At 61.8% G+C, this 24,377-nt stretch carries 13 protein-coding genes; 8 read left to right on the forward strand and 5 right to left on the reverse strand.

Annotation, left to right across the window (positions count from 1 at the left end):
• Nucleotides 1-227: 227 nt before the first annotated feature.
• The 5 genes from JNK74_08560 (at nucleotide 228) to JNK74_08580 (ending at nucleotide 9,075) form a co-directional block, all read left to right on the forward strand.
• On the forward strand, nucleotides 228-3,626 hold the full coding sequence (locus JNK74_08560; protein ID MBL7646223.1) for a c-type cytochrome: 3,399 nt from the start codon (nucleotides 228-230) through the stop codon (nucleotides 3,624-3,626).
• Nucleotides 3,627-3,874: 248 nt separating this feature from the next.
• Entirely contained in the window at nucleotides 3,875-4,153 is a 279-nt protein-coding gene (locus JNK74_08565; GenBank protein MBL7646224.1) for a type II toxin-antitoxin system RelE/ParE family toxin, read from the forward strand.
• Nucleotides 4,153-4,449 carry a HigA family addiction module antidote protein gene (locus JNK74_08570; GenBank protein MBL7646225.1) on the forward strand — a complete coding sequence of 99 codons (297 nt, stop codon included), beginning with the start codon at nucleotides 4,153-4,155 and terminating at the stop codon, nucleotides 4,447-4,449. The genes JNK74_08565 and JNK74_08570 overlap by 1 nt, the downstream gene beginning before the upstream one ends.
• Nucleotides 4,450-4,540: 91 nt before the next feature.
• Nucleotides 4,541-7,063, forward strand: a complete 2,523-nt coding sequence (locus JNK74_08575) for a hypothetical protein (GenBank protein MBL7646226.1) — start codon at nucleotides 4,541-4,543, stop codon at nucleotides 7,061-7,063.
• Nucleotides 7,064-8,244: 1,181 nt separating this feature from the next.
• Nucleotides 8,245-9,075 carry a hypothetical protein gene (locus tag JNK74_08580; GenBank protein MBL7646227.1) on the forward strand — a complete coding sequence of 277 codons (831 nt, stop codon included), beginning with the start codon at nucleotides 8,245-8,247 and terminating at the stop codon, nucleotides 9,073-9,075.
• Nucleotides 9,076-9,363: 288 nt separating this feature from the next.
• Here the strand turns inward: JNK74_08580 and JNK74_08585 are convergent, their stop codons facing one another.
• Nucleotides 9,364-10,029: a hypothetical protein gene (locus JNK74_08585; GenBank protein ID MBL7646228.1), complete on the reverse strand. Its 666-nt coding sequence runs from the start codon at nucleotides 10,027-10,029 to the stop codon at nucleotides 9,364-9,366.
• Between the two features lie 884 nt (nucleotides 10,030-10,913).
• Between JNK74_08585 and JNK74_08590 the strand changes: the two genes are divergently transcribed.
• A complete protein-coding gene (locus tag JNK74_08590; GenBank protein MBL7646229.1) occupies nucleotides 10,914-12,032 on the forward strand; it encodes an HAF repeat-containing protein in 1,119 nt (372 codons plus the stop codon).
• A gap of 583 nt (nucleotides 12,033-12,615) precedes the next feature.
• Here the strand turns inward: JNK74_08590 and JNK74_08595 are convergent.
• From JNK74_08595 to JNK74_08605, 3 genes are read right to left on the reverse strand one after another with little or no spacing between them, the layout of a single operon-like run.
• Nucleotides 12,616-14,493 carry a sigma 54-interacting transcriptional regulator gene (locus JNK74_08595; GenBank protein MBL7646230.1) on the reverse strand — a complete coding sequence of 626 codons (1,878 nt, stop codon included), beginning with the start codon at nucleotides 14,491-14,493 and terminating at the stop codon, nucleotides 12,616-12,618.
• Nucleotides 14,490-15,932: a hypothetical protein gene (locus JNK74_08600; protein MBL7646231.1), complete on the reverse strand. Its 1,443-nt coding sequence runs from the start codon at nucleotides 15,930-15,932 to the stop codon at nucleotides 14,490-14,492. The genes JNK74_08595 and JNK74_08600 overlap by 4 nt, the downstream gene beginning before the upstream one ends.
• Entirely contained in the window at nucleotides 15,878-16,813 is a 936-nt protein-coding gene (locus JNK74_08605; GenBank protein MBL7646232.1) for a serine/threonine protein kinase, read from the reverse strand. Before JNK74_08605 ends, JNK74_08600 begins: the two co-directional genes overlap by 55 nt.
• Before the next feature lie 631 nt (nucleotides 16,814-17,444).
• On the opposite strand from JNK74_08605, the gene JNK74_08610 reads away from it, so the two are divergent.
• Together JNK74_08610 and JNK74_08615 are read left to right on the forward strand one after the other, a co-directional pair.
• The gene (locus tag JNK74_08610) at nucleotides 17,445-20,261 is read left to right on the forward strand and encodes a PAS domain S-box protein (GenBank protein MBL7646233.1); all 2,817 of its coding nucleotides are present in this window, start codon (nucleotides 17,445-17,447) and stop codon (nucleotides 20,259-20,261) included.
• Between the two features lie 46 nt (nucleotides 20,262-20,307).
• Entirely contained in the window at nucleotides 20,308-22,380 is a 2,073-nt protein-coding gene (locus JNK74_08615; protein ID MBL7646234.1) for an acetylxylan esterase, read from the forward strand.
• A gap of 121 nt (nucleotides 22,381-22,501) precedes the next feature.
• Here JNK74_08615 and JNK74_08620 read toward each other — a convergent pair whose 3' ends face one another.
• Nucleotides 22,502-24,040 carry a DEAD/DEAH box helicase gene (locus JNK74_08620; protein ID MBL7646235.1) on the reverse strand — a complete coding sequence of 513 codons (1,539 nt, stop codon included), beginning with the start codon at nucleotides 24,038-24,040 and terminating at the stop codon, nucleotides 22,502-22,504.
• Nucleotides 24,041-24,377 lie beyond the last annotated feature (337 nt).

Genomic DNA, 24,377 nt, shown 5'->3' on the forward strand with positions numbered 1-24,377 from the left:
GATGTGTTCGGTAGTATTCGTCCTATCGGTCTAATCTGTCTGGCTGGTCAGTCGCCTTCCGAAGGCGCGCTCCGGAAGGTGACATCGCGCCTGCCAATCCAGTAGACTGCCGGGATTCCCGCCCGTGGCTCTTGAGCAGTGCGCCCTGGCGGGTTGCGTTTTGGGAGATCAACGCTGCCGCAGCCGCGTGTTTGCGGGCTGTGTCGTCCAACCAGAGAGGTATCATAATGTGTAGTAGCCTGAACCGGGCTCTTGCCCTGGTCCTGCTGTCCCTCGTCTTGATCGTTCAGGGCGTCTTCGCGGAGTACACTTTCGAGCAGGGCGACAGCATCGCCATCATCGGCAATGCTTTGCCCGACCGTATGCAGCAGGACGGGTACCTGGAGACCTACCTCCAGCTCGCCAACCCGGACAAGCAGCTTGTTGTTCGCGATATGGGCTTCTCCGGCGACGAGGTGGCCAACCGCCCGCGCGAAGAGAATTTCCCGACGGTTGATTTCTACATGGATCTGGTGAAGGCGGACGTGATCTTCGCCTTCTTCGGCTATAACGAGTCCTTCAAGCAGGATCCGGCGCTCTTCAAGCAGGAACTGACGAAGTTTATTGAGGAGACCAGGACCAAGCGCTACAACGGCGAATCCGCGCCGCGTCTGGTGCTGTTTTCGCCCATCGCCCACGAAGATCTGCAATCGCCGGATTTCCCCGACGGCAAAGAGAACAACAAGTGGCTGGAAATCTACACCGACGCCATGGCCCGTGTCGCCGGTGACATGGATGTGCCCTTCGTCGATCTTTTCGGGCCATCTCAGGCGCTTTACGCATCCACCGAAGCGCCGCTTACCATCAACGGTGTGCACCTGAATGCCCAGGGCAACGACGCCATCGCGAAGGTCATTGTCGAAGCGCTGGGTCAGAAAGTGGAAACCACACACGCCGATCTTGTCCGCGCCGCCGTGCTGGAGAAGAACTGGTGCTGGTTCAACCGCTACCGCGCGACGGACGGCAACGACGTGTGGGGCAATCGCTCCGTGCTGAAGTTCGTCAACGATCAGACCAACGCCGAAGTGCTGCAACATGAACTGCTGATGCTCGACATCATGTCGGCGAACCGCGACAAGATTATCTGGAGCGCCACGCTGGGCGAGAGCGGCAAGCCGGACGACAGCAATGTGCCGAATCCCATTCAGGTGGAAACCAATTACCAGCCCAGCGAGAAGAATGGCAAGCTGACCTATACGCCCGCCTCCGAAGGCACCAAGACGCTGAAGCTGGCCACCAACCTGGAGAGTAATCTCTTCGCCTCGGAAGAGATGTTCCCCGGTTTCGTGAATCCGGTGCAGATGGACGTGGACACCAAAGGCCGCATCTGGGTGGCGGTGTGGGAGACTTATCCGAAATGGCAGCCGGATCGCGAGATGCTGGATCGCCTGGTCATCCTGCCGGATGAGAATCGCGACGGTGTCGCGGATGAGTGCAAGACCTTTGCCTACGTCCACAATCCCACGGCCTTCACCTTCTGGAACGGCGGCGTTATTGTGGCCTCCGCGCCGAACTTCTGGTTTCTGAAAGACACCGACGGCGACGACGTGGCCGATCATCGCGAGGTTATCCTGAGCGGTCTCGATTCCGCCGACACACACCACAGCGCCAACGGCTTCGACTTTGGTCCCGATGGTTACATTTATTACCAGCGCGGTATTTTTAACGTGAGCAACGTGGAGACCCCCTGGCAGGGGCCGCAGTTCTATGGCAATTCGGCCATGTATCGCTTCAATCCGCGTACGCACCGCTTCAGCTACCACGCGGAAAACCCGCCGAATCCCCACGGCGGCGATTTCGACTATTGGGGCTATCACTACGCCACCGACGCCACCGGCGGCCGCGCCTACCAGGTGCGTATGGACGGCGGCGGGGCTTTCAAGATGCACGAACTGCTGACCAAGACCGTGCGCCCCGTACCCTCCAGCGGTATCCTCTCCAGCACCCATTTCCCCGAGGAAATGAACGGCAACTACCTCATTCTCAATGCTATCGGCTTTTTGGGAATCAAGCAGTATACGCTGGAGAACACCGACGGCAACGTGTGGGGCACGGAAACCGAAGACCTGCTCGTTTCGGACGATCCCAATTTCCGTCCCGCCGACTTCAAGTTTGGCGACGACGGCGCGCTCTACGTCGCCGACTGGGCCAATGCTCTCATCGGCCACATGCAGCACAACATTCGCGACCCCAGTCGCGACCGCGATCATGGCCGCGTCTACCGCGTGACCTACAAGGGACGTCCGCTGCAGGATTCCGTGAAGGTCGACGGGGAGCCCATCCCAGCGTTGCTCGACGTGTTGAAGCACCCGACCAATGGCGTGCGTCTTCGTGCGCGCATCGAGCTGAGCGAACGCAACCGCGACGAGGTGATTGCCGCGGCCACCGAGTGGGCGAAGCAGTTTGACCCGATGAAAGCGGAGGATGCGCACCACCTGCTGGAAGTGCTCTGGCTGCACCAGCAGTTTAACGTGCTTAACGAAGGGCTGCTGTCCCTGCTGCTCAATTCTCCCGAGGCCCACGCCCGCCGCGCTGCGGAGCGGGTGAAGTATATCTGGGAAATCGAGGGCAAGTTTGGCGCGGGGGCCATGGCCTCCATGGACCACAGCGCCCACGCGGCCCACGGTGGCGCGGCGGACTACCTCAAGCAGGAAATGTCTCCGCCGCCCTTCATGGACGGCGACACGCTGGTGGTGAAGATCCAGACCGTCAAGGAAAAGATGAAATACGACCGGACCCAGTTCGCGGTGGAGCCGGGCATGAAGGTGCGGATTGAATTCAGCAATCCGGACGCCATGGACCACAACCTCATGGTGCTCCAGCCCGACTCCGCCGAGGAAGTCGCCACGGCGGCCATGTTGCTCGGCGCCGATGGCGTCAAGAAAAGCTGGACGCCCGACAGCCCCAAAATCATTGCCCATTCAAAGACGCTGTCCGTCGGTCAGGCGGAGAATATCGAGTTCACCGCGCCCGACGCGGTCGGGCTCTACGACTACATCTGCACCTATCCCGGCCACTGGCAGTTGATGCGGGGCATGATGCATGTCGTGAATGATCGTGAGGCCTGGAACGCGGCCAATCCCGATCCGGCCCTGGCCGAAGTGAAGGAATGGAAACCCGAGGATTTCTCCGCCGACCTGGACAAGCTGGCCAGCCGTTCCGCGGCGCGGGGCGAAGAAATCTTCAAGGCGGCCGCCTGTGTGGCCTGCCACAAGGCCGGGGGAGAGGGCGCCGCGATCGGTCCCGATCTCGCCGGCGTCGCCGAGCGCCTCGACCCCGCCGCCATGGCGATAGAAATGCTCGACCCCTCCCGGGTCATCAAGGACGAGTACAAGCCCTGGAACATCGAGCTGAACGACCTCACCAGCACCTACGGCCTGGTGGTGGAGCAGACCGACGAGTTCATTCGCGTGGTGGAGAATCCCCTGGTCACTACGGAGGCCCGGAAGATCCCCCGCAGCGAAATCAGCGATATGTCGGCTTCCACCGTTTCCACCATGCCGACGGGACTGCTGGGCGCCTTCTCCAAGGACGACATCCTCGATCTGATGGCCTATTTGCGGGGCGTGAAGGCCCATCACCACTAAGGCGTGGAAACGAGTTCACTAAAGTTGAATTGACTGGACAGCGCGTGGCTGTCTTGAGTCGCAGCGGAAGATGCCGCGCGCGGGTCAGGGCGGCCACGTTTGTTTTGACTGTGCAGGAGCGGGACCAGGGGGACGGACACGCGCCAGGCGACTACGGTCAAGGGCAGATCACGTGAGTTGTTCGGTGGCTTCGCGGCGAGGCGATGCGGCGGCTTGACCTTTGTAACCTCACAGGTTACACTGATCTTATGATTCGGAGCTTCGCGCACAAAGGGCTGGAGCGTTTTTATGCGACGGGCAACACCGCCGGCATACAGGCGAAGCATGCTCTGAAGTTGCGCCTTATCTTAACCAACTTGGACCAGTCGGAGTCACCGGTGGACATGGACCTTCCCGGTCTTCGATTGCACGAACTCAAGGGTAATCGGCGCGGTACGTGGGCTGTTTCGGTAAGCGGAAACTGGCGCATTACCTTTCGCTTTTCGGGTAGCAATGCCGAGATCGTTGACTATGAGGACTACCACTGATGACCATGCACAATCCGGCCCATCCAGGCGAGATATTAAAAGAGCTGATCATGGCGCCGCAGGAACTTACTGTCACGGGTGTCTCCGGCCATCTTGGGATTAGCCGGAAGACCCTCTCCAGAATTCTGAACGGGCGCAGCGCCATAACGCCCGAGATGGCGGTACGCCTTGAACTGGTATTCAGGAAGCCCAGTGCGGATCATTGGTTGCGGCTTCAAAATGCTCATGATCTGTGGCAGACCCGCCAGCATTTGGCCGAGTTGCGCGTGGAGCCCTATACGGCGACATTCACCTGATCGACGGTACAGCAGCGAGAACTTTCGCAACGTGTCGCCGGTCCTGATTTTGAATGCCCGCAACCGATAAATACCTGGAAAGTTGCCTGTCATGCTTCGTAATGTTCCAGCCTTCTTCACTTCGCTCTTCTTCGCGCTGATGTTGCTCCCCTCCGCCTACGCCGCGCACCTGTCCCCGCGTAACACGGAAGTGCCTTTCCCGTACCTCGCGGGGGCCACGCGGAGCTGGCCCATCCTGCAGGAAAACTTCCCTGTCGGCGCACGGATGACCTTTGTGGCGAGGCGCGATGGCGCGACCCTGGCCCAGGGCAACGTGCTCACGCTGCCGGGCCTTCGCGTTGAGCTGGACCGGGAGCAGCAACTCACCATCGCGGCGGAGGCCACCGCCACCGAGGCCCCTTTCGATTTGGAAGTGTCGCTGAGTCTTCCCGGGGGCGAAGCAGAGGCCCAGACGCTGCGCATTCAGCCCGGGCCGCCGAAGCGCCCTCTCAGCTACTATTCCGACTTCGGCGACGACCTCATCCGCATTTTCAATGCGCCCGACGGCACTTGGCGTCCTGTCACGAAAGACGCCTTTGACCAGTATTTCCGCCGCTGCCAGCTCCAGGGGATCGACCGCCTCATCACCTGGCTCGGTCCCATGCCCTATATCACCGCGCCCTCAAACTACGCGCCCGAGGACTGGGCCCGCTATGAGGCCCAGGCCCGCGCGCTGAATGAGAGCGAAGAATTTAAGGCGCTCGTCACCGAACGCCTCAAGGGCGCCCAGAAAGGCGAGTGGGGGCTCCACATCTCCTGGGACTGGATCCGCCAGTTGAACGCGTTCCGCCTCATGCGTGATTTCGGCCCCATGCTCTCCCGCAGCGCGGAGCAGCACGGCGTCAAGCTCAGCGTCAGCTTTCGCCCCTTCGAACCGGCCCTGACGAAGTATTACGAGTTGCCCACCTTCGACGAGAAAGGCGCCTACCTCTGGGGCTTCCTGCCCATGGCCACGCCGCCCATCAACTACCGAACCAGCGAGACCAGCTTCGGCCACTATCGCACCGTGCTCCAGAAAATGGGCCACGAGGACAGGGGCCGCATCGGCGCCATTGCCATTCCCGGCTGTGAAGGTGCGGCGGCCTTTCTGCAGCGATTCAACGCTACCGGAGACAATCTCCGCATCGTGGCGTCGGACTATCCGCCGCTGCTGGCGGAATCTCTCGTACTCCAGCGCGAGGCGGATGGCCAGTTCGCACTGGTGCAGTTTGCCGGAATCGCCGAACAGGCCGAGGCGCAGCTCCAGCCTGTCACGGGCTTTAGCATCCGCGAAGATCAAGGCACCGTGCGCATCGAGGGCCTGGACGTGCCCTTCCAGTCGCGCTACCTCATCCTGTCCAATCCCGCGAACGCGGAAGAGGCCCTCGACTTTCCCACCCTCTCGCCCGTGACTCTTTTCGCCCGCGCGGGCAACCGCATCGGGCGGGAAAATGTCTATTGGGTGCTGGACGACGACCCGGCGCTGGCCGCGGCCACGCGCGTGCCGGGGATTCCCTCCACGGGCGATCAGGCCACGGAGTTCAACGCCACCGAGACCGGTTATCGCCACCTCTTCCAGCAGGGCCAGCCCCGCACCGCACTGCGCGGCAAACTTCTGGTGATCGATCTCGGCGCGGCCTGGTCCGTGGAGATGCTCGACCTCAACCAGCCCCTCATGCGCGCGAACGCCATCAAGGAACTGAAGACGGTCCTCGACCTGCCCGCTTTCGACGAGATCTTCGTGAACACCCGCTCCCACGTGCAGCTCTCGGCCTATCAAGGTGATGGGGAGGAGGGCATCCAGCCCTTGATGCACTACCGCGAAAACCGGAAGCACTACGCCCACCTCGGCATCGACCGCGCCTACGCCCCCATCGCCGCCGCGGACGATCCCGTGCTGCGCACCTGGGCCGCCGATCCCGCCCAGGTGGAAAAGATCACCACCTGGCAGCCCGGCGAGTGGGAGGGAGATTGCCAGACGGAAGCGTCGCCCTATCGCTGGCGCTTCGCCCGCAACAAGGCCGTGGCCGGGGGCCTGCGCACTTTCCTCGGCGAGCTGGAGGCCGCCTTCCCCGATACCCGCATCCGCGCCGTCATCCCCATGGCCGAAGCCTCCGCCACCGAAGTGCGCAACGAGATCGCCCAGCTCAAGCGGCCCGACGGCACGCCCTACGGCCCCGGCGACAACGGCGGCGTCTGGAGCACCATCAACTACATCGACACCATCGGCGAGGGCATGGCCATGCTCGACCTCAGCGGGCTCCGCACCGAGCCGGTCCTTTTCGGCATCCGCGACGTGCCCCCCGCCGGGCCTTTCGACGCCCACCTGCGCGGCTCCTTCCGCGATCTCGTGGAGAACCGAGGATCCAGCTTCCGCGGCCCCCGCAGCTTCTTCTTCGAAGCCCAATACACCCTCCGCCGCCAGGACTACGACACCGCCCGCGCCGAACGCGAAGGCCTCATCCTCAAGGTTCTCGCCCACAAAGAAGAGGTCAACGAAGTCATCCTCTACGAATCCGCCGACTGGCTCTACTTCCTGCCCTTCGGCGATCCGGTCTTAAGCGGGCACGGGTTTCTGGATGCCGTTACGAAATGAAAAGGGGCGTCGTCTTGGGGCGTCAGACGGTACGCAGAAGATAACGCACTCCTGCCCGGCGGCTGCCCCCCCCTGCGAATATGCGGCGTTGCGCGTGCGGGCCCTTCCCACGGAAGATTCGTACTCTTACCCGTGAGCCCGCGCCGCTCGATTCCCCCGCGTGCAGAACTTTTCCCGATCCGATAGAATCGCGGATGTGAACGCATGCGTAGTTCTCGCGTGTCCAAGTTCCAGTGTGCCGAGGCTCGCCAGAAGCGACGCCGATCCCGGGAAAGGCGGCGCTGCCGCGATTGATGAAGGTGCAGCCGACAGATGAGACGTCGAGGTTCCAGTGGGGGTGGCCGCCGTGCTGGGTCTGCTGGGCATGGGTCTGGTATCCGCGCTGGGACGTAGGAAAAAGTCCGTGCAGGTCTAGCGCTTAGATTCGGCACACCGAATCGCACCCCGGGCGGCGTCGCGAGGCGTCGTCCGGGGTTGTTTGTTGCGGACGCTTCCCTGTGCAACACACCAGGCTCGCAAGCGCTCCAACGGCATTGCCCGAAGCCCGAGTGCGTCAGGTCGTTCCAGACCGTCTGTCCAGGTTTCTGAAATCGCTCGTCCAGATTCCTGGACATTCCACAGACGCCCGTACAATACGCCCAGAGGTCGTTGATCGCTAAGTCACAGCATCTATGGCATTTAGGGGGATCGCTGTGGGTGCCAAATTCTTGGCACAGGTCTTGCCTATCTACGGCCAGGCCGGGTGCCGTCGCGCCGGGCAATCCATCGAATCGGGGAACCGTCCGGATCTCCTCTCGCCCCTTGGTGTGGTGGCCGCGTCAGGGGAAGAGGTCGTTCCGGGAACAACAAGGAGTTGAAAGGCACGATCCGCGGGAACAGAGAAGCGAGTCGCTTTATGGGTCTCGATGGAGTTGGCACTTTAGTCGAATGACGCTGTGGCAGCGGCCCGCTTGGCGGCTCTGATGTATCAGGACAGTTTCGGATTCCGACTCTTCGGAGCGCGACAGGTCGACAGAGAGCACGGTTGGTGGCAAGTTCATAACGCTCTGCGTTTCGGCCTGCTGGTTCGACGGATATTTCAATGTTGTAGTTCGTACGCTTATTCGGTCTTCAGTCGCTGGGAAATATCACTCGCGCCTCTCCACACGCGGTAGGCGCACCAAAGAGAAGGAAATGTCACTATGAAGAAGTTCATTGGATGTCTATTGTTCGCTCTCGTCGCTCTCGGTGCGAACGCAGGTCAGGTGGTATATGTATCTTCCTTCAATGAGCCCTGGAATCTCCCAGGCAACGTGAATTCACTTAATGACGTGTTTGGTGCGGGAAACTGGGGACGAGAGTATTTCTCTGGATTCTCTCAGAATGGCGTCCTTCAGGCAGGCGGTATGGGTGATTTCATATTCATGGACGGCGGTGATGGCGCGACAGCGGAGTTCGAATCGTTTGTCAATACGAATCGGACTCTCTTGGAAACCTTTGTATCCGGCGGAGGCTCGCTGTTCATTAATGCGGCGCGGTGGGGTGGTACGAGTACCTTCAATTTGGGCTTCGGCGTTAACTTGGTTGCTGCTGGTCTTGGTCACTCAAGTACATTTAATGGCACTGCTGTTGATCCAGGGCACGCCATTTTCACCGGACCCTTCGGGCCCACGGGAACGGCATGGACAGGTGGTACGCTATCACACGATTTTGTGACCGGTGCGGGGCTTACAAACCTCATGATAGATTCTTACGGTCGTGCCACTCTAGCTGAAATGGGTTATGGCAGCGGCCATGTCCTTTTTGGCGGGCTCACACTTCCCTATTTTGGTGGTCCCGATACCCGATGGTCCGCAGGCACTGGCGCATTACACCGAAACATTCTCCGTTACGTCGCGGATCCTTACGTAGCGCCGGTTCTTGTACCCGGTGGCCCAGCACCGGTTCCCGTTCCCGCTGCGGGTGGTCTGGGGCTGCTGGGTATGGGCCTCGTGTCTGCCCTGGGCCGCAGGAAGAAGTCACCGCAGGCATAGTTCTTAGACTCTGCACACGGAGTCGCACCCCGGGCGGCGTCGCGAGGCGTCGTCCGGGGTCTTTTCTTTTGGCCAGGCTGTTTCGCCCCCTTCGGTAACGCCGGGCATCAAACCAGCACGGTGAAGCGCGCGCTCGAAGGTGACGGCGCGTGACGCGTAGGCGGTGACGGCGAAGCTGGCGGCGAATCGATGGTTTCAGCGAGGCATCGGGTAAACGTCGCACGATGAAAGAGCCCCCTGTAGCCATGGCAGGCTACAGGGGGCCGTTGCGTCTGATGTCAGGGCGGATTAGGCGGTCTGCTTTCTGCGTCGTACAAGCCCGAGGCAGCCCATACCGAGGAAGCCCATGGCCGCCGCGCCAGGCAGGGGAACGATGCCTGACGGATTGGGTGTGGCGCCACCCGACGTATCAAAGTTCCCCCGCACCTCCATGTCGAATGCCGTAAGTCCGCCCATGTCCTGCAAGGCAATGGCGAGCACATTGACGCCCTGTACCAGCGTGGGCGTCGTGAAAGAGCCGGTGTACTCCCACTGCGAAGTGTACCCTCCGGCGCTGGCGCTGCTGATTAGGGTTCCATTCAGGTAAAGCGTATATCCGTTGTCAACGCCCAACCCCCAGGTAATCGAGTTCAAGTCCCACTCGGTCTGATAGAGGTCAAAGGTCGTGCGGACCCACAGGTCGTTATCGCTGTTCGTGTCCGCGGGCCAATAGGTTGCATAGTCAAAATTTCCGGCAGGGTCTGTCCAGTACCCACCGGTATTGTTTCCGAAGGGTGCCGGGCCGGAGAGCCAGCCGGAGGGCGTGGCGCCCGTATTCCACGCGCTGGCGCCTGGATCGGTAAAGGTGTACTCCCAGGTTGACCCGGGGGACACAATGCTGACATTGTCCGCTTGAGCCGAGAAGGCGCCTGCGACGCCAACCGCCCAGGCGATTGCCAAAAAAGTCTTCTTCATCTGTGTTCTCCTTGTTTTGAAAAGATTGTGCGGTCACCCGCGCGTGTCGCCGATGCCGCGCTCCATTCCCGCGTGCCGGGGCCGCACTGATTCGTCGTGCCCCGCCATACGGGTACCCCAAGCAGGTTGCGCAACCCCTCCGGTGTCTCTGCCAATTTGATGCCGCAGGACACCCCACGCCCCACAAGTCCGACTCCCCAGGCGAACGTCAAAATGGACTTGTGTAAGAAACCTCACTTGCCTCCTTCAAAGATTCTTGCCGACAGAAAGCCCTTTCTGTGTTTCCCACACCGTAGACGCTGCACCCGCAAGGGCGCCGACGGCCTATACCGACAGCCCTGCACGCCCATGGCTACCAGGAAGCAAGTTCCGGTCCAAGGTCTGGGGCGCGTAAGTCCTGTGTTCACGGCGGAATGATCCCAGACCGTCCAAGTTTCTGGAGGAATGTGTCCTGATTCTCGAACGGTCCAGGCGAATCGCCTCCGGATGGCCACTCGTGATGGCGCTCCCCGTCTGTTTCCTGTGCAACACGCCAGACACGTATCTGCTCCATTGCCTTTACCCGAAGCCCGCGCGCATCAGGTCGTTTCAGACCACCTATCCAAACTTTTGGAATCGCTCGTCCAGATTCCTGGACATTCCACAGACACCCGTACATTGCCACGGAGATCGTTGATCGCTAAGTCACAGCATCTATGGCATTTAGGGGGATCACTGTGGGTGCCAAATTCTTGGCACAGGTCTTGCCTATCTACGGCCAGGCCGGGTGCCGTCGCGCCGGGCAATCCATCGAATCGGGGAACCGTCCGGATCTCCTCTCGCCCCTTGGTGTGGTGGCCGCGTCAGGGGAAGAGGTCGTTCCGGGAACCACAAGGAGTTAAAGCATGAGAATCTTGGGAATAAAGAAGTGGGCCGTGCTTGCGGTCATCCTAGCGGGCAGCATTCCCTGGGACGCGAATGCCTTGTCTTTCACCGTAACCGACCTCGGCACACTCGGCGGCAATAACAGTGGTGGATCCGATATCAACGACAGCGGTCAGGTTACTGGATACAGCTATACCACGGGCAACAGCGCGGCTCACGCATTCCTGTACGATGGCACCATGCACGATCTGGGTACGCTCGGCGGCACCCTTAGTGAGGGATATGGCATCAACGACAGCGGTCAGGTTACTGGATATAGCTATACCACGGGCGACAGCGCGTACCACGCGTTCCTGTACGATGGCACCATGCACGATCTGGGTACGCTCGGCGGCACCGGAAGTTCGGGAAATGGCATCAACGACAGCGGTCAGGTGGTCGGCGGTAGCTTTACCTCTGGCAACAGCGCGTTCCACGCATTTCTGTACGACAGCGTGAACGGTATGCTGGATCTGGGTACGCTCGGCGGCACCTATAGTTCTGGAAGTGGCATCAACGACAGCGGTCAGGTGGTCGGCTATAGCGGTACCTCGGGCAACAGCGCGTCTCACGCATTCCTGTACGATGGCAACATGCACGATTTGGGTACGCTCGGCGGCACGTCTAGTACTGGACGTGGCATCAACGACAGTGGTCAGGTGGTCGGCGATAGCTATACCTCGGGCAACAGCGCACGGCACGCATTCCTGTACGATGGCATCATGCACGATCTGGGTACGCTCGGCGGCACCTATAGTTATGGAAATGGTATCAACGACAGCGGTCAGGTGGTCGGCGGTAGCTATACCTCGGGCGACAGCGCGTACCACGCATTCCTGTACGACGGTGTGGACGGTATGCTGGATTTGAACGATCTCATTGATCCGCTCTCCGGTTGGACACTGGGGTATGCCCGCGATATCAACAACTTCGGACAGATCACAGGCTATGGAACCTACAATGGCCAGACGCATGCCTTCATTCTGACGCCGGATACTCCCCCCGCTGTGGTTCCCATTCCCGCCGCCGCCCCGTTGGCGCTGCTGGGTATGGGCCTCGTGTCTGCCCTGGGCCGCAGGAGAAAGTCGGTTCAGATATAGCGCTTAGATTCGGCACACCGAATCGCACCCCGGGCGATGTCGCGAGGCGTCGTCCGGGGTTGTTTTCTGCAGGCGTGTCTTCCGGTCGGCCCGGCGAAATCAGTGACCACCGGTAGAACGGGTGCTATGAGAAAGGCCCCTGAAAGAGGCCGGTTAGTCCAGGTATACGTTCCGCTCACCAAGATCTATGGGGTTCATCCGGGTGAAGCGCGCGACTCAATTTCTGGCGTGCTACTCAGGACCGCAACGTTACCAATCCGCGAAGCGGATGGCAGTCAATAGCCTGGGGCGTAAGCCCCAGGAACCTTGGCAACGTAGCGATGAATCCGCGAAGCGGATGGCAAATCCGCGTCGTATTGCTCTACCATCCGCTTCGCGGATTCAAACGAATTGCGGAACGTCGACCCGGGGCTTACGCCCCGGGCTATTGACTGCCGCTCCTGCGGAGCTAATACGGGTTCCAGCGTGCGGAACCCGACGCAATTCATGTCCCCCGCGTTGTCACTGCGACCAATGTAACGGCGGAACGGCAGAGCCGGTGGAATAGCTTGGATTCAGGGGCGACGAGCGAGTCTGACCAGACTCAATCAGCGGCCTGTCGCGGCTTTATGTCGTGGCGGGCGAGCTTGTAATAGAGCGCACTGCGGGAGAGCCCCAGGGCGGTGGCGACTTTAACCACGGAGTTGCCGTGACGGCGGAGCATAGCGAGGAGGTGCTGGCGCTCCAGGTCGTCCAGCGAGACAATGCCCGGTGCGGTTTCGGGGGCGGGCAGGGGGGCATTGTCCTCGATGCAGAGGTCGCTGCTGGAAAGGTACTCCGACTGGGTCATGAAGCAGGCCCGCTCCACGACGTTCCGCAGTTCACGAATGTTGCCCGGCCAGTCATAGGCCATCAGTTTGTCCATGGCTTCCTGGGTGAAGCCTTTGGGGTGCATCTGCGTGTGGGGCGCGTTGAGACTGAGAAAATGGGTGGCGAGGGTCGCAATCTCGCCCTTGCGCTCGCGCAGGGGCTTGATCCGAATGATGATCCCGGCCAGGCGATGGTAGAGATCGGTGCGAAAGTAGGTCTGGCTCTTGTCCGGCAAGGGGCGGTTCGTGGCGCAGACAATGCGCACGTCTACCCGAAGTTCCTTCTCCGACCCGACCGGGCGGAAGATGCCGGTCTCAACGACCCGCAGGAGGTGGGCCTGGTTCGCCAGACTCAGCTCGGTTATCTCGTCGAGAAAGAGCGTGCCGCCGTGGGCCAGTTCAAAGAGGCCCTTTCTGCGGTGGGTCGCCCCGGTGAAGGCGCCGCGCTCGTGGCCGAACATCTCGCTTTCAAACATTTCCGGCGAGAGCGACGCGCTGTTCACCACCACATAGGGCCCTTGATGCCGGGCGCTCAGGTCGTGGAGCATGCGCGCGGCAAGTTCTTTGCCCACGCCCGTTTCGCCCTGCACAACCACGTTGACACGGGCCACGGCCGCCCGGCGGATTTCGCGATTCAAGGTTAAGGTGGCCTGGCTGGTGGCGGAGGCAAGGTTGGCTCCGGCGGCCAGCGGCGTCTGGTGTTGCGAGTCGCGCTGCATCTGCTCCAGGCGCTCCGCCGCGCGAATCAGGGGGGCCGAGCACTCCGCGACGGCCACGAGATAGTGCAGGTCATTTTCGGTGAAGGCGCCCTGGGTGGCCAGTCGCCGCACTGCGATGGCCCCGAAGGGATCGCCGCCATGGAGCAGTGGTGCGGCCGCAAAGCAATGATCAAGGGATGGGGCGCTACCCGGTCTCATGACGCCGGTGGCTTCGGCGCAGGCTTCTTCCATGATGCTGAAGGGCGCGGCGCGGGTCTCCTCGGGGGTTGCTGGCGGATAGAGCACGATCTCGTCCTGGGAGTGGAAACGCCACCCCACCCAAAGGTGCGAGGCTTTCAATCGTTCGCGCAAATGATTCATCAGCAGGGTGACCACGCTCTCCAGGGTATCGGCGCGGCCCAGGGAACGCAGCAGGGTCACCAGGAGGTGGAGGTCGGCGGTCAGACTGGCGTCCTGCGCGTAGGCCCCGTGATCGAAATCCTGGCGAATATGAACCACTTCGTCGATGGACTGGGTGGTGCGGCCATCACGCGGCCCTGACGTGGTGGAAACGGAACTGGCGCGATCCAGAATCAGGCTGGAGGTGGCAAAGGAGACGATGTCCCCCGGCGCGAGGAGGGTCTCTTCGACGGGGATGCCATTGACGCAGGTAGGGTTTCTCTTGCCCACACTGCGCAGGAGCAAGCCCTCCGGGTGTTGATGGAGCTCGCACTGCACGCGAGAGACATGGGGGTCATCCAGCCGGATGTGACAACCGATGCTTCTTCCAAGCAGGTTCTCCCCATCGGAAAGTACCCAGGTCTTTCCCACGAGTGGACCGCATATCATGCGAACGCAGTGCCCGGTGGTCATCGGCATCGGACGGTCCGCCTTCTTCAGATCTGAAGCACTCACGGCGTCTCCAATCTCATCTGCACAGGAACAACCTTCTCCCGCCCCTCTGTAGAGCCGGGGAGAAATGTAAAAACCGTTCGTCCCTCGGCTGGGCTTCGGGCCAGGAAGTAGCCCTGGCCGCCCGTCGTAAACTGGAGGTTCGTCGGTTCCGAACCTTCAAGTCCGGGGTAGAGATCGGCCACTTGCTCGGTATGCCATTCTCCATCCACGAGTCGGGCCCACCACAGCTCTTCGCCCGTGGCGCCATCGTCCGCCGAGAAATAGAGTCCCTGCCCATAGGCAACGAGATTGTAGGGGTCTCCCGAACCCGGGCCGGGCATCAAGTCGACAACACGACGTGTGCCGGATGGGGTGCCATCCGTAACCCAGAGTTCCTGCCCGCACGTGTCGTCTTTCGCACGAAAGAACACGTGATCACCGGCGGCAACGAAGCCATAGGGGTCGCTGTCATGGGGGCCTGGGTTGATGTCGGAGAGCAACCGGGTTCCTGCGGCCGTCCCGTCGGTGATCCACAGCTCCTTGCCATATTCTTGAGTGGAAGCCTGAAAAAGTACGCGCTCTCGCCAGGTGAAAAACTGAGAGGGCCCGGCGGATTCTGTGCCGGGCTCCAGATCCAGGAGCACGCCGAATTCCCCGGTATCTTTCTCATAGTGCCACAGCTCCCAACCGTGGGCGGAATCGGAGTTCGCAAAAATCAGGCTGGCGCCGAGCTCTGTCATGGCGCCGGCGCCATCTTCCACATCGACCAGCGTGCGAATTGCGCCTGTTGCATAGTCGTAGCGAAAAAGTAAGCAACCGCGCACCGCATCGGCATAGGCGACAACATACGCGCCTTCGGTGTCTGGCAGCACCGTTGGCGACATGGGCAGTGAACTCTGAACGCCGGCATAGAAATCGGACACCATGGCGGTTTGCTGCGCACTCACGGCATTGGTACACCACAGTTCCCGACCGGCGGTTAAGGTCGTGGCGTAGAACAAGATCAGTGCATCACTCGACCCGACAACGATGGGTTCGCTTCCCATGGGGCCTGGGATGATGTCCTTAATCAATTCGACGGTACACAGGTCACTGCTGATGCTGCCCAGCCAAAGTTCCTCACCACTAACCGGGGTGCTCGCACTGAATACGAAGTCGCCTAGACCGCGCATTCGGAAATGCCGGGGATTGCTGGAGTCGGGGCCAGGCGCCAAGTCTTGCACCATGCTGGTATTGCCGTGAAGATCCACGAACCACGGCTCGCGCCCATGAACCCCGTCGTCGGCGGAGAAAACCGCCTCGTTCCCGACGACGAGCAATTCCGATACCATCGGATCGTTCGCTTGGGGCATAACGCCGCCCAACACGGTGTCCGCTTTTCGGACGGAGCCCGAAGCGAGGACAATCAGCAGCAGGCCCACCGTGACCGGCAACAGCACGGAGAGCAGGTGGGGCCCCATCGTTCCCAGGGGCTGGTTCCCCTGGAGGCAGGCAGGACAGGCGGGTTGTCCGGAAGGGCAACAGGCAATCGTGGGCGGTCGAGTTCTGTTGTGTCGCCGCGGTAGAGACAAGACTCCGGAGCACCGCGCAAGGCTTCGAGGGCCGTCGCTGCACTGGACGGGCGCCCCTCTGCGTCCCGCGCGAGGAGGGAGTCAATCAGATCGGAGAATTCGCCCGAAATATCCGCGCGAAGTGATTTCAGCGAAGGAAGCGTCGTAGAAAGTATGGCGTGCATGGTGGCCAGCGGGGTTGGGCCATGAAACGGTGCGGTGCCGGTAAGCGCCTCATACACAATTACGCCGGCCGCAAAGAGATCCCATTTAGGGGAAACGGGGCCGCCGCGCCATGCTTCCGGAGGCGTATACTGCGGCGTTCCCCACAGGGGCCCCGAGACCGGATCCGGCGCACCGCCATCGAGATTCCCATCGTAAAGCGCCCGCGCGATACCGAAGTCGGTGAGCACGAGGTGACCAGCGCGATCGACAACAAGATTGCCCGGCTTCAGGTCGCAGTGAACTATACCCTGATCATGGCAGGCCTGCAAGGCCTCCAGTAATTGCCCCAGTAGGTCTGCCGCCTGTGTGGGGGGTAAGGGGCCGGACCGAAGCAGCGCACTCAGCGGGGTGCCTTCAACGAACTGCATTTCGATGGCAATTCCGCGTGCATGTCTGTCGACGCGATAGATTCGCACCACGTTGGGATGCTCAATCCGGGCGGATTTCTTTGCCTCCCGCTCAAACCTTGCCCGCGCATTCGCATTCTGGAGCAGGTGGGGATGCAGAAGCTTCAGGGCCACGCGCCGATCCAGCCGGGTGTCCCACGCCTCGTGGACTACGCCCATTCCCCCGGATCCAACGACCCTGAGAAGCCGGTAGGCGCCCAATATGTCTCCTGCTGATTCCGCGTTCATCGGAGAAAACTCGACAAAAAACGGATAGAATGGAGCAGAACCATGTTTACAGGCGATGCTGTCGTCCAGAAAGGCGACATCAGCGTTCCCCGAAGGTGTTACGGTCCGTCGCACTCCCCGTGCGAAGGTTCCGCGGACATTCCAACCCAATTTTGCCCTTAAAATTGGATATCCACTGTCCAAATTCTAGCACACTCCGTCCAAAGGCGGCAAGACTGAATTCTTATGTAGTTACCTATCTTGTCAACGGTCGGGGCTCCGGAGCAACCTGAAGGCCTCGCCCTCCGCATTATGCGGGAGATAGATAGCGGAGAAATGGAGCCACCGATTTCTGCTGATCGTGTGGTGGCTGACTGCGCGCCCTGTGAATATGCGGCATTGCGCGTGCAGGCCCTTCCCACGGAGGATTCGTACTATTCCCAGTGGGCCAGTGCCGGTTTGCCCGCCCCGGTCGATCCCCCCGCGTGCAAAACCGTTTCGGATCCGCTAGAATTGCTGTGGTGGGCGCAGGCGAAGTTCCGGCGTGTCCATGATTCCAGTGTGCCGAGGCTCGTGAGAAGCGATGCCGTTCCGGGGAAAGGTGGCGCTGCCGCGATTCATGAAGGTGCAGCCGACAGACGAGACTTCCAAACTCCATTGGGGCCGACCCGCGGTGGTCTTTGCCCTTTCCTTTGCATTGGCCGTTGCGCTTTGGTGGATTGAGGAGCGGAGCCATCGTGGTCGGTTGGCGCTGGAGACGCAGGTTACGGCCGAGCAGGTCGCGAGGCGCCTGTCGGACTGGATGGAGGATAGGCTGGCGCTGTCTTCTTTTCTGGCGGAGAACTGGGCGGGGGAGTACGCCTCCGACGATGCGCATTTTGAGCGGGACGCGGGAGAATTCATCCGCCGCTTTCCCGGGTTTCAGGCGATTAACTGGATCGATCCGGAGCAGGTCATTCGCGTGGTGGTGCCTTCGGAGCGCAATGCTTCGGCGCTGAACGCCAATCTTCGGGCGCACCCGAGCGCGGAGGTGCGCGATGCCCTGGATCGGGCCGGGCGGGAACGCCGGCTGGTGCGGACACCGGCACGTATTGAATTGTTGCAGGGGGGGCGCGGCTTTGCGACCTACCGCCCGATCTTCAGCGATGATGGCCAGCTCCTGGGTTATGTGAATGCCGTATTCCGGGTCAACGAACTCATCGACACCTGTCTCGGCCGTCTGCAGGTGAATCAGCGCTTCCAGTTCGCCATACGGGAGGCCAACGGGGAGCTTGTCTATCCCGTGGATGCTTCGCCCGATTTTCTCGGCGGTCCGGGCGTCGCGGTGCAGTCCGTGGACGTTGCCGATCTGCCCTGGCGGTTCTATCTGGCGCCCTCGCCGGCATACGTGCTGCAGCAGCGCTTTGCCGCGCACCATCTCATCCTGCCGGTGGGGCTTCTCGTGGCTCTGCTGCTCTCGGGTTTCGAGCGGCGATTGATCCAGCGGAAGCGCGCCCTGGAGTCGAGTCAGCAGCAGTTTCAGGACCTCTTCGAGCAGGCCCCCGTGGCGTATTTCTCCGTTGGTTCCGACGCGGTGATCGAACGGGCCAACCGGGTTGCGGAAGTCATCACGGGCCGGGCACAGGACCGGTTGGTCGGCGCGAGCCTCTATGATTTGCTGCCGGAGGACAGCGAGCCGCGCACCCGGGCCCGGCTGTGCTTCGATGCCGTTCAGCGCGGGGAGCGGGTCCGAGGCGAGGAATTGCCCCTGCTGCGGGCGGATGGTGTTGTCATCCGTACGGTGCTGTATGTGGACGGCGTGTACGACGAGCGCGGGTCCTTCGTCATGTTTCGCATCGCCGCCGTCGACATGACCGAGCGGCACGAGGCCGAAGAGGCCCGGCTGCGCCTTTCCGCCGCCATCGATCAGGCGGAGGAGGGGGTGGTCATTGCGGGGGTTCGGGGGGAGATTCTCTATGTGAATCCCGCGGCGGGTGTGAGCGCGACGGATGGCTCTCTCGGCGATTTCCTCCGGGCCAATGGGGCCGATCCGGAGAGCATCCTGGAGGTCGAGGGGGCTGTTGCGGGCGCACTTCCCTGGCGCGGGTCCGGCCTCATTGATGGCCGCAACGGGCGCCCCACCCACGTGGTCGCGTCGCTTTCGCCCGTGCGCGATCCGAACGGCGCGGTGACCAGTTTTGTGTACATCCAGCGGGACATCACCCACGAGGCCGAACTCCAGTCCCAGCTTCAGCAGGCGCACAAGTTGGAGGCCGTGGGCCGGCTTGCCGGGGGCATTGCCCACGATTTCAACAACATTCTACAATCGCTGCTGGGCTATGCGACCCTCGCGCGTAGAAATACGGCGAATCCGGGCGAAGTGACCGTCTGTCTGGACGAAATCGAGCGTGCGAGCCATCGGGCCGCCAATCTGGTATCGCACATCCTGGCCTTCGGACGGCAGGCCGCGGTGGACCGTCGCCCGATGCTACTCAGGCCCGTGATCGAGGAAGTGGCCGCGCTCGTACGGGGCTCTCTTCCGGAGGGCATACGCCTGGGGGTGGTCTTCGGCGATTTGCAGCATGAAGTCTGCGCGGATCCCACGCAGATCCATCAGGTGCTGATGAACCTGGCGTCGAACGCCCTGCACGCACTTCGGGCCGGGGGCAGTCTCGACATCCGCTATGAGGCCGTGGACGTGTCCGAATCGGACCTCCAGCGCTGGCCCCTTCTTCAGCCTGGGCCGCATATGCGCCTGCGGGTGAGGGACAGCGGCGTCGGCATGGATGGGAAGACCCTGGAGCGCATTTTCGATCCCTATTTCTCCACCCGCGAAATAGGCACGGGCACCGGGCTCGGCCTCGCCACGGTTCACGGCATCGTCGAGAATCACAAAGGCGTGATTTTCGCGGAGAGCTCGCCCGGCAACGGCGCCACGTTCACGATCCTCCTTCCGGCGTCCCCGGGCGCTGTGCCCGTGGCGGGTCCTGCGGAGACCGGGAAGGCGGTTGCGACATCGGAGGAAGAAAGTGCGGCGAAGTTGCGCGTGCTGTACGCGGACGACGAAGCGCAGATCGTGGACAGCATGCGTCGAATCCTGGAGCGTTTCGGCTTTCATGTTTCGGGTTATACGAGCAGTCGCGCGGCGCTGGAGGCGCTGCGCAATGCACCGGCCTCTTTCGACATACTGGTCACGGATTTGACCATGCCGGAAATGAACGGCATCGAACTGGCCGGGGCCATACTCGAGATCCGTCCCGACCTACCGGTGGTATTCTGCTCGGGCTACGGCGATACTTTTGAGCAGACTATGGCAGAGAATGCCGATCCCCGGCGTGTCTTTCTCCGAAAACCGGTGAGCGCCCGGACGCTCTCGGAGGAGATCAAGCGGCTCGCTTCACTGGCGGGCCTGAACACATAGCCGGTGCGCCGTGAGGCGTCCCGGCTCGACCCCTGAAGGTATTTTCATGAAGATTAATCCGCTCGTGTGCCTGTTCCTGTTCGTCTTTTCCGCGCCGGTCGTTCCGGCGGCCGAAGATGCTCCGGACACCGGAGATGAGCGGGCGTGGCTGGCCTTTCCCGATGGACTGGTGGGGACCGCGGACCCGCTGCGCTTTCTTATCGAAGGCGCCCAGGCATCGCTGCGCCAGCGGAGCGACCCCGAGTCGCGGGAGGCCTGGCTGGCGCGCGTGCCCGCCTTGAAGCGGGATCTTGCGCGGGGGCTGGGCCTCGCGCCTCTGCCCCCGAGAACGCCCCTCAATGCCCGCGTAACGGGTCGGGCGCAGCGCGCGTTTTATCGCGTGGAGAATGTGGTGTATGAAAGCCGGCCGGGATTTTATGTTTCGGCCAATGTGTATATTCCCGAGGGAATCGAGCTTCCAGCCCCCGCCGTTGTGGTGGCGGCGGGCCACGCCATGGACCACGGAAAAAACCACGATCTGTACCAGCTCGGGCAATTGAGTCTGGTGAAACAGGGTATGATCGTGCTGGCTTTCGACCCCATCGGTCAGGGCGAGCGCAAGCTGCCTGGTTTCGCCCATGACCTGGGCTATGGCTCCCTGCTGGTCGGCCAGACGAACGAAGGACGTATCGTGTGGGATGCGATCCGCGCGGTGGACTATCTGGTCTCCCGAGCGGATGTGGATGCATCGCGCATCGGCATCGCGGGCAACTCCGGGGGCGGCGAACTGGTGTTCTACGCCATGCCGCTGGATGAACGCATCAAGGCGGGGGCCTCGTTCTGCTTCGTCTGCTCCTACGACCAATGGATCGAAAAAGGGGGCAATCACTGCATCTGCAATCACCTGCCGGGCATCACGCGGAAAATGGAGCAGTTCGAGATCATTGGGCTCAATGCGCCGCGGGCTTTTCTGGCCGGTAACGGTACGGAAGACAAAATCTTTCCCATCGATGGCGTGCGCGATACGATCCGGCGCGCCGGCGCGATATACGCGTTGCATGGGGCGCCCGACCACATCGACGCCGTGGAGGCACCCTTGCCACACGGCTGGAGTCAGCCCCTGCGCGAGGCGGGCGCGGGCTGGCTGAGTCATTGGCTTACAGGACAGGAGAGGAAAGAAGCCATCCCTGAAACAGGCATCGTTGCGGAGGCACCCGATTCGCCCGATTTGAAGGCATTCAAGAGCGGCTCGATGCCGGAAGGCGCCGAGACGGTTATAACCTTGAATCAGCAACTGGCCCGTGAGCAGATCGGGACGTACGCGGCGGCGCCGTCGGATTCTAAGGCGTGGGAGTTGCGCGCGCCGCAATGGCGGGAGGAACTCTGGGCGATCATGGGGGGTAGGCCCAAGCCCTTCGAGCCCACCGCCCGCACCGTAAACATCTTTGAGTGGGAGGGGCTACGCGTCGAAGTGCTCGCCCTGATGGTGGAGCCCGGCTTCGAAATCGGTGCGACCCTCGCCACCCCGGTGGACGGGGCCGCGTCCGATGTAGCATCGCTGTTTGTTGGGGGATTTGAGAGCCGTGGCGCTGCGCTGCGTGATGGTCGCGCGGCCGCCGCCGCACGCAACGGGACCGTATTGGTGATCGATCCCAGGGGATCGGGAGAAAGCGCGCGAAATCTCAATCAGCTTGTGAGCGGTGGAATCGTGATGGGCAGAGCGCTCTTCGCCCAGCAAGTGTGGGATGTGGTCCAGGCCGCGCGTTGGCTTTCCCATCGGAATGGCGCGCAGGTGACGGTACAGGCAAACGGCGAGGGTGATGGCGCCCTGCTGGCGCTGTATGCCGCCGCCCTTGAAGCGCCCTTTGAGCGCCTGGAGCTTCAGAACCTGCTCGCAAGCTATCGGTACTATCTGGAGAACGACCAGCCTCAGTCCATTCTGCTCTCACTTCCCAGCGTGCTGGACGTCGCGGACGTTCCACAGATCATCGCGCTGGCCGTGGCCGCGCCCATCCACATCGACGGGCTGATCGGTTTTGGCAAGGCGCGCTTGGCGGGCGAGCTTTCCGAGCGCGAGCTGGCCTATCCCAGGGCGGTGGCCGCGCTCACTGGACGCCAGGAAGGGCTGAAGCTGGAGTAGGTCCGACGGAGGTTTGTCGCTGGGTGGTTCTGATGCGACCGCCCGATCCTGGGCAATGGGAAAAATGAGAAACGGGTCTTCCCCGAAGGAAGACCCGCTTCGAACTTGCTGTTAATCAGGCTCAGGCCACTCGGGCCCCGCCACGGTTGCGGCGGGGACGGTTCCGGCGCTTGCCGCCGTTGCCGCCGGCCTCGCTGGAGGAGGCGCTGGTGTGAGAGCCGCTTTGCGCACCGCGATTGGGGTTGTGCCCGCCCTGGCGGTTTGCGCCGTCGCTCTGCGCGCGTTTCGGTGCGCCGGCGCCGTTGCCCGCGCCACGACTGTCGCCCGCGCCCCGGCTTCCGCCGTAACCGCCGTCCCGGTGTTCGCCGTTGCGACCGCCGCCATGGCTGCCGTTTCGGTGGTTGTCATTGCGGTTGCGGCCACCTTGGGCACCGCGACGTTCTCCACCGCCCGAAACACGGTCGGCGCCGACTTCGGCGCGATTCACCGTTACCTTGGGTTGCGGCGACTTCGCTCCCTTGGCACGGGAAAGTCGGGGTACCGGTATGGAGCCGCTCCACTCGACTTCGGGAATGGGCTTGCCCATGCCATTTTCAATCGCCGCCAGTTCCTTCGCGTTGTCCGCGCTCACGAAGGTTATCGCGTCACCCTTGGCTTTCGCGCGGGCGGTGCGGCCGATTCGGTGAACGTAGTCGTCGTACTGGCCGGGAATGTCGAAATTGATAACGTGTGTGACGCCCTGGATGTCGATGCCGCGGGCCGCCACGTCCGTTGCGACAAGGATGTTGCACTTGCCCGCTTTGAAGTCGTCCAGCGCGTTCTGGCGCTGATTCTGGGAGCGCCCGCCGTGAATGGGCTGGGCCTTGAATCCGTCCCGCTTCAACTGCTTGGCGACGCGATCGGCGCGGTATTTGGTGCGAATGAAAACGATTGCCGAAGTGACCTCGGGCCGATCAAGCACGTCCGCGAGCAACTGGGATTTGTCTTCCGTGCGCACCGTATACATATGCTGGGTGACCGCGTCGACGGGCGTGGAAATTACGCCAACTTCGATCCGCTTCGGGTCGCGCTGAAATTCTTTGGTCAGTTTCGCCATTTCCGGGGGAAAGGTGGCCGAGAACATGAGCGTCTGGCGGTCTTTAGGCAGCACGGAGACGATCCGACGGATGTCGGGCAGGAAGCCCATGTCCAGCATGCGATCGGCTTCGTCAAAGACGAGGATCGAGAGGCCGTTGAAGCGGACGGTCTTCTGCTGGATGTGATCCAGCAGGCGACCGGGCGTGGCGATTATAATATCCGCGCCGCGACGGAGGGCGTTAATCTGGGGCTGCATGCCCACGCCGCCATAGACGCAGGTGCTGCGCAGCTTCATGGCCTTTGCCAGGGGTTCGATGACGGAGTGGACCTGCACGGCCAGTTCGCGCGTTGGCGTAAGCACGAGCATGCGGCTCGGGCCGGGCTTGGTCTTTGCCAGTTCACACACGGTCGGCAGGCTGAAGGCCAGGGTCTTGCCCGTGCCGGTCTGTGCGATGCCGAGGATGTCGTCACCACCTTGAGCGGAAAGGTAGGTCTGCTCCTGAATGGGGGTGGGTTTGCTGATGCCGCTCTGCTGGAGAACGTGCAGGCATGGTACGGGAAGGTCGAATTCTTCGAAGGACACAAAAGTCCCTTTCGTTTGTGGGCCGGGATGCTCAAAAACGTCGCGGCCGCTGAGGGTTATTTGCTCAGCTAAATACGCGGGGGGACTCGGAGGGAGTGGAAACCGGGGAGAAAGTTGAGCAACTGCGGGAGAAGTTCCCGCTACGATGCAGGCCCCTGAAGGGGCGATTGCTGCCAATAGAAGAGAGTATACACCGTTGGGGTGTGCATTGCAAGCGGTCCAGGTACCCCTGTAGCCAATCACTCGATAGCGCGAGACCGTGATCCTTATTGCTGCGGAGGTGCTATGCGCTCTGTTTTCTATCCATTTCGACTCGCTCCAGATCGAACCCGCCTTG

Source organism: Candidatus Hydrogenedentota bacterium (assembly GCA_016791475.1).
GTDB lineage: Bacteria > Hydrogenedentota > Hydrogenedentia > Hydrogenedentales > JAEUWI01 > JAEUWI01.

Coding starts and splice junctions, on each gene's coding strand:
- JNK74_08560 (MBL7646223.1), top strand. CDS start 228: ATGTGTAGTAGCCTGAACCGGGCTCTTGCCCTGGTCCTGCTGTCCCTC.
- JNK74_08565 (MBL7646224.1), top strand. CDS start 3,875: ATGATTCGGAGCTTCGCGCACAAAGGGCTGGAGCGTTTTTATGCGACG.
- JNK74_08570 (MBL7646225.1), top strand. CDS start 4,153: ATGACCATGCACAATCCGGCCCATCCAGGCGAGATATTAAAAGAGCTG.
- JNK74_08575 (MBL7646226.1), top strand. CDS start 4,541: ATGCTTCGTAATGTTCCAGCCTTCTTCACTTCGCTCTTCTTCGCGCTG.
- JNK74_08580 (MBL7646227.1), top strand. CDS start 8,245: ATGAAGAAGTTCATTGGATGTCTATTGTTCGCTCTCGTCGCTCTCGGT.
- JNK74_08585 (MBL7646228.1), bottom strand. CDS start 10,029: ATGAAGAAGACTTTTTTGGCAATCGCCTGGGCGGTTGGCGTCGCAGGC.
- JNK74_08590 (MBL7646229.1), top strand. CDS start 10,914: ATGAGAATCTTGGGAATAAAGAAGTGGGCCGTGCTTGCGGTCATCCTA.
- JNK74_08600 (MBL7646231.1), bottom strand. CDS start 15,932: ATGGGGCCCCACCTGCTCTCCGTGCTGTTGCCGGTCACGGTGGGCCTG.
- JNK74_08605 (MBL7646232.1), bottom strand. CDS start 16,813: ATGGGCGTAGTCCACGAGGCGTGGGACACCCGGCTGGATCGGCGCGTG.
- JNK74_08610 (MBL7646233.1), top strand. CDS start 17,445: ATGCCGTTCCGGGGAAAGGTGGCGCTGCCGCGATTCATGAAGGTGCAG.
- JNK74_08615 (MBL7646234.1), top strand. CDS start 20,308: ATGAAGATTAATCCGCTCGTGTGCCTGTTCCTGTTCGTCTTTTCCGCG.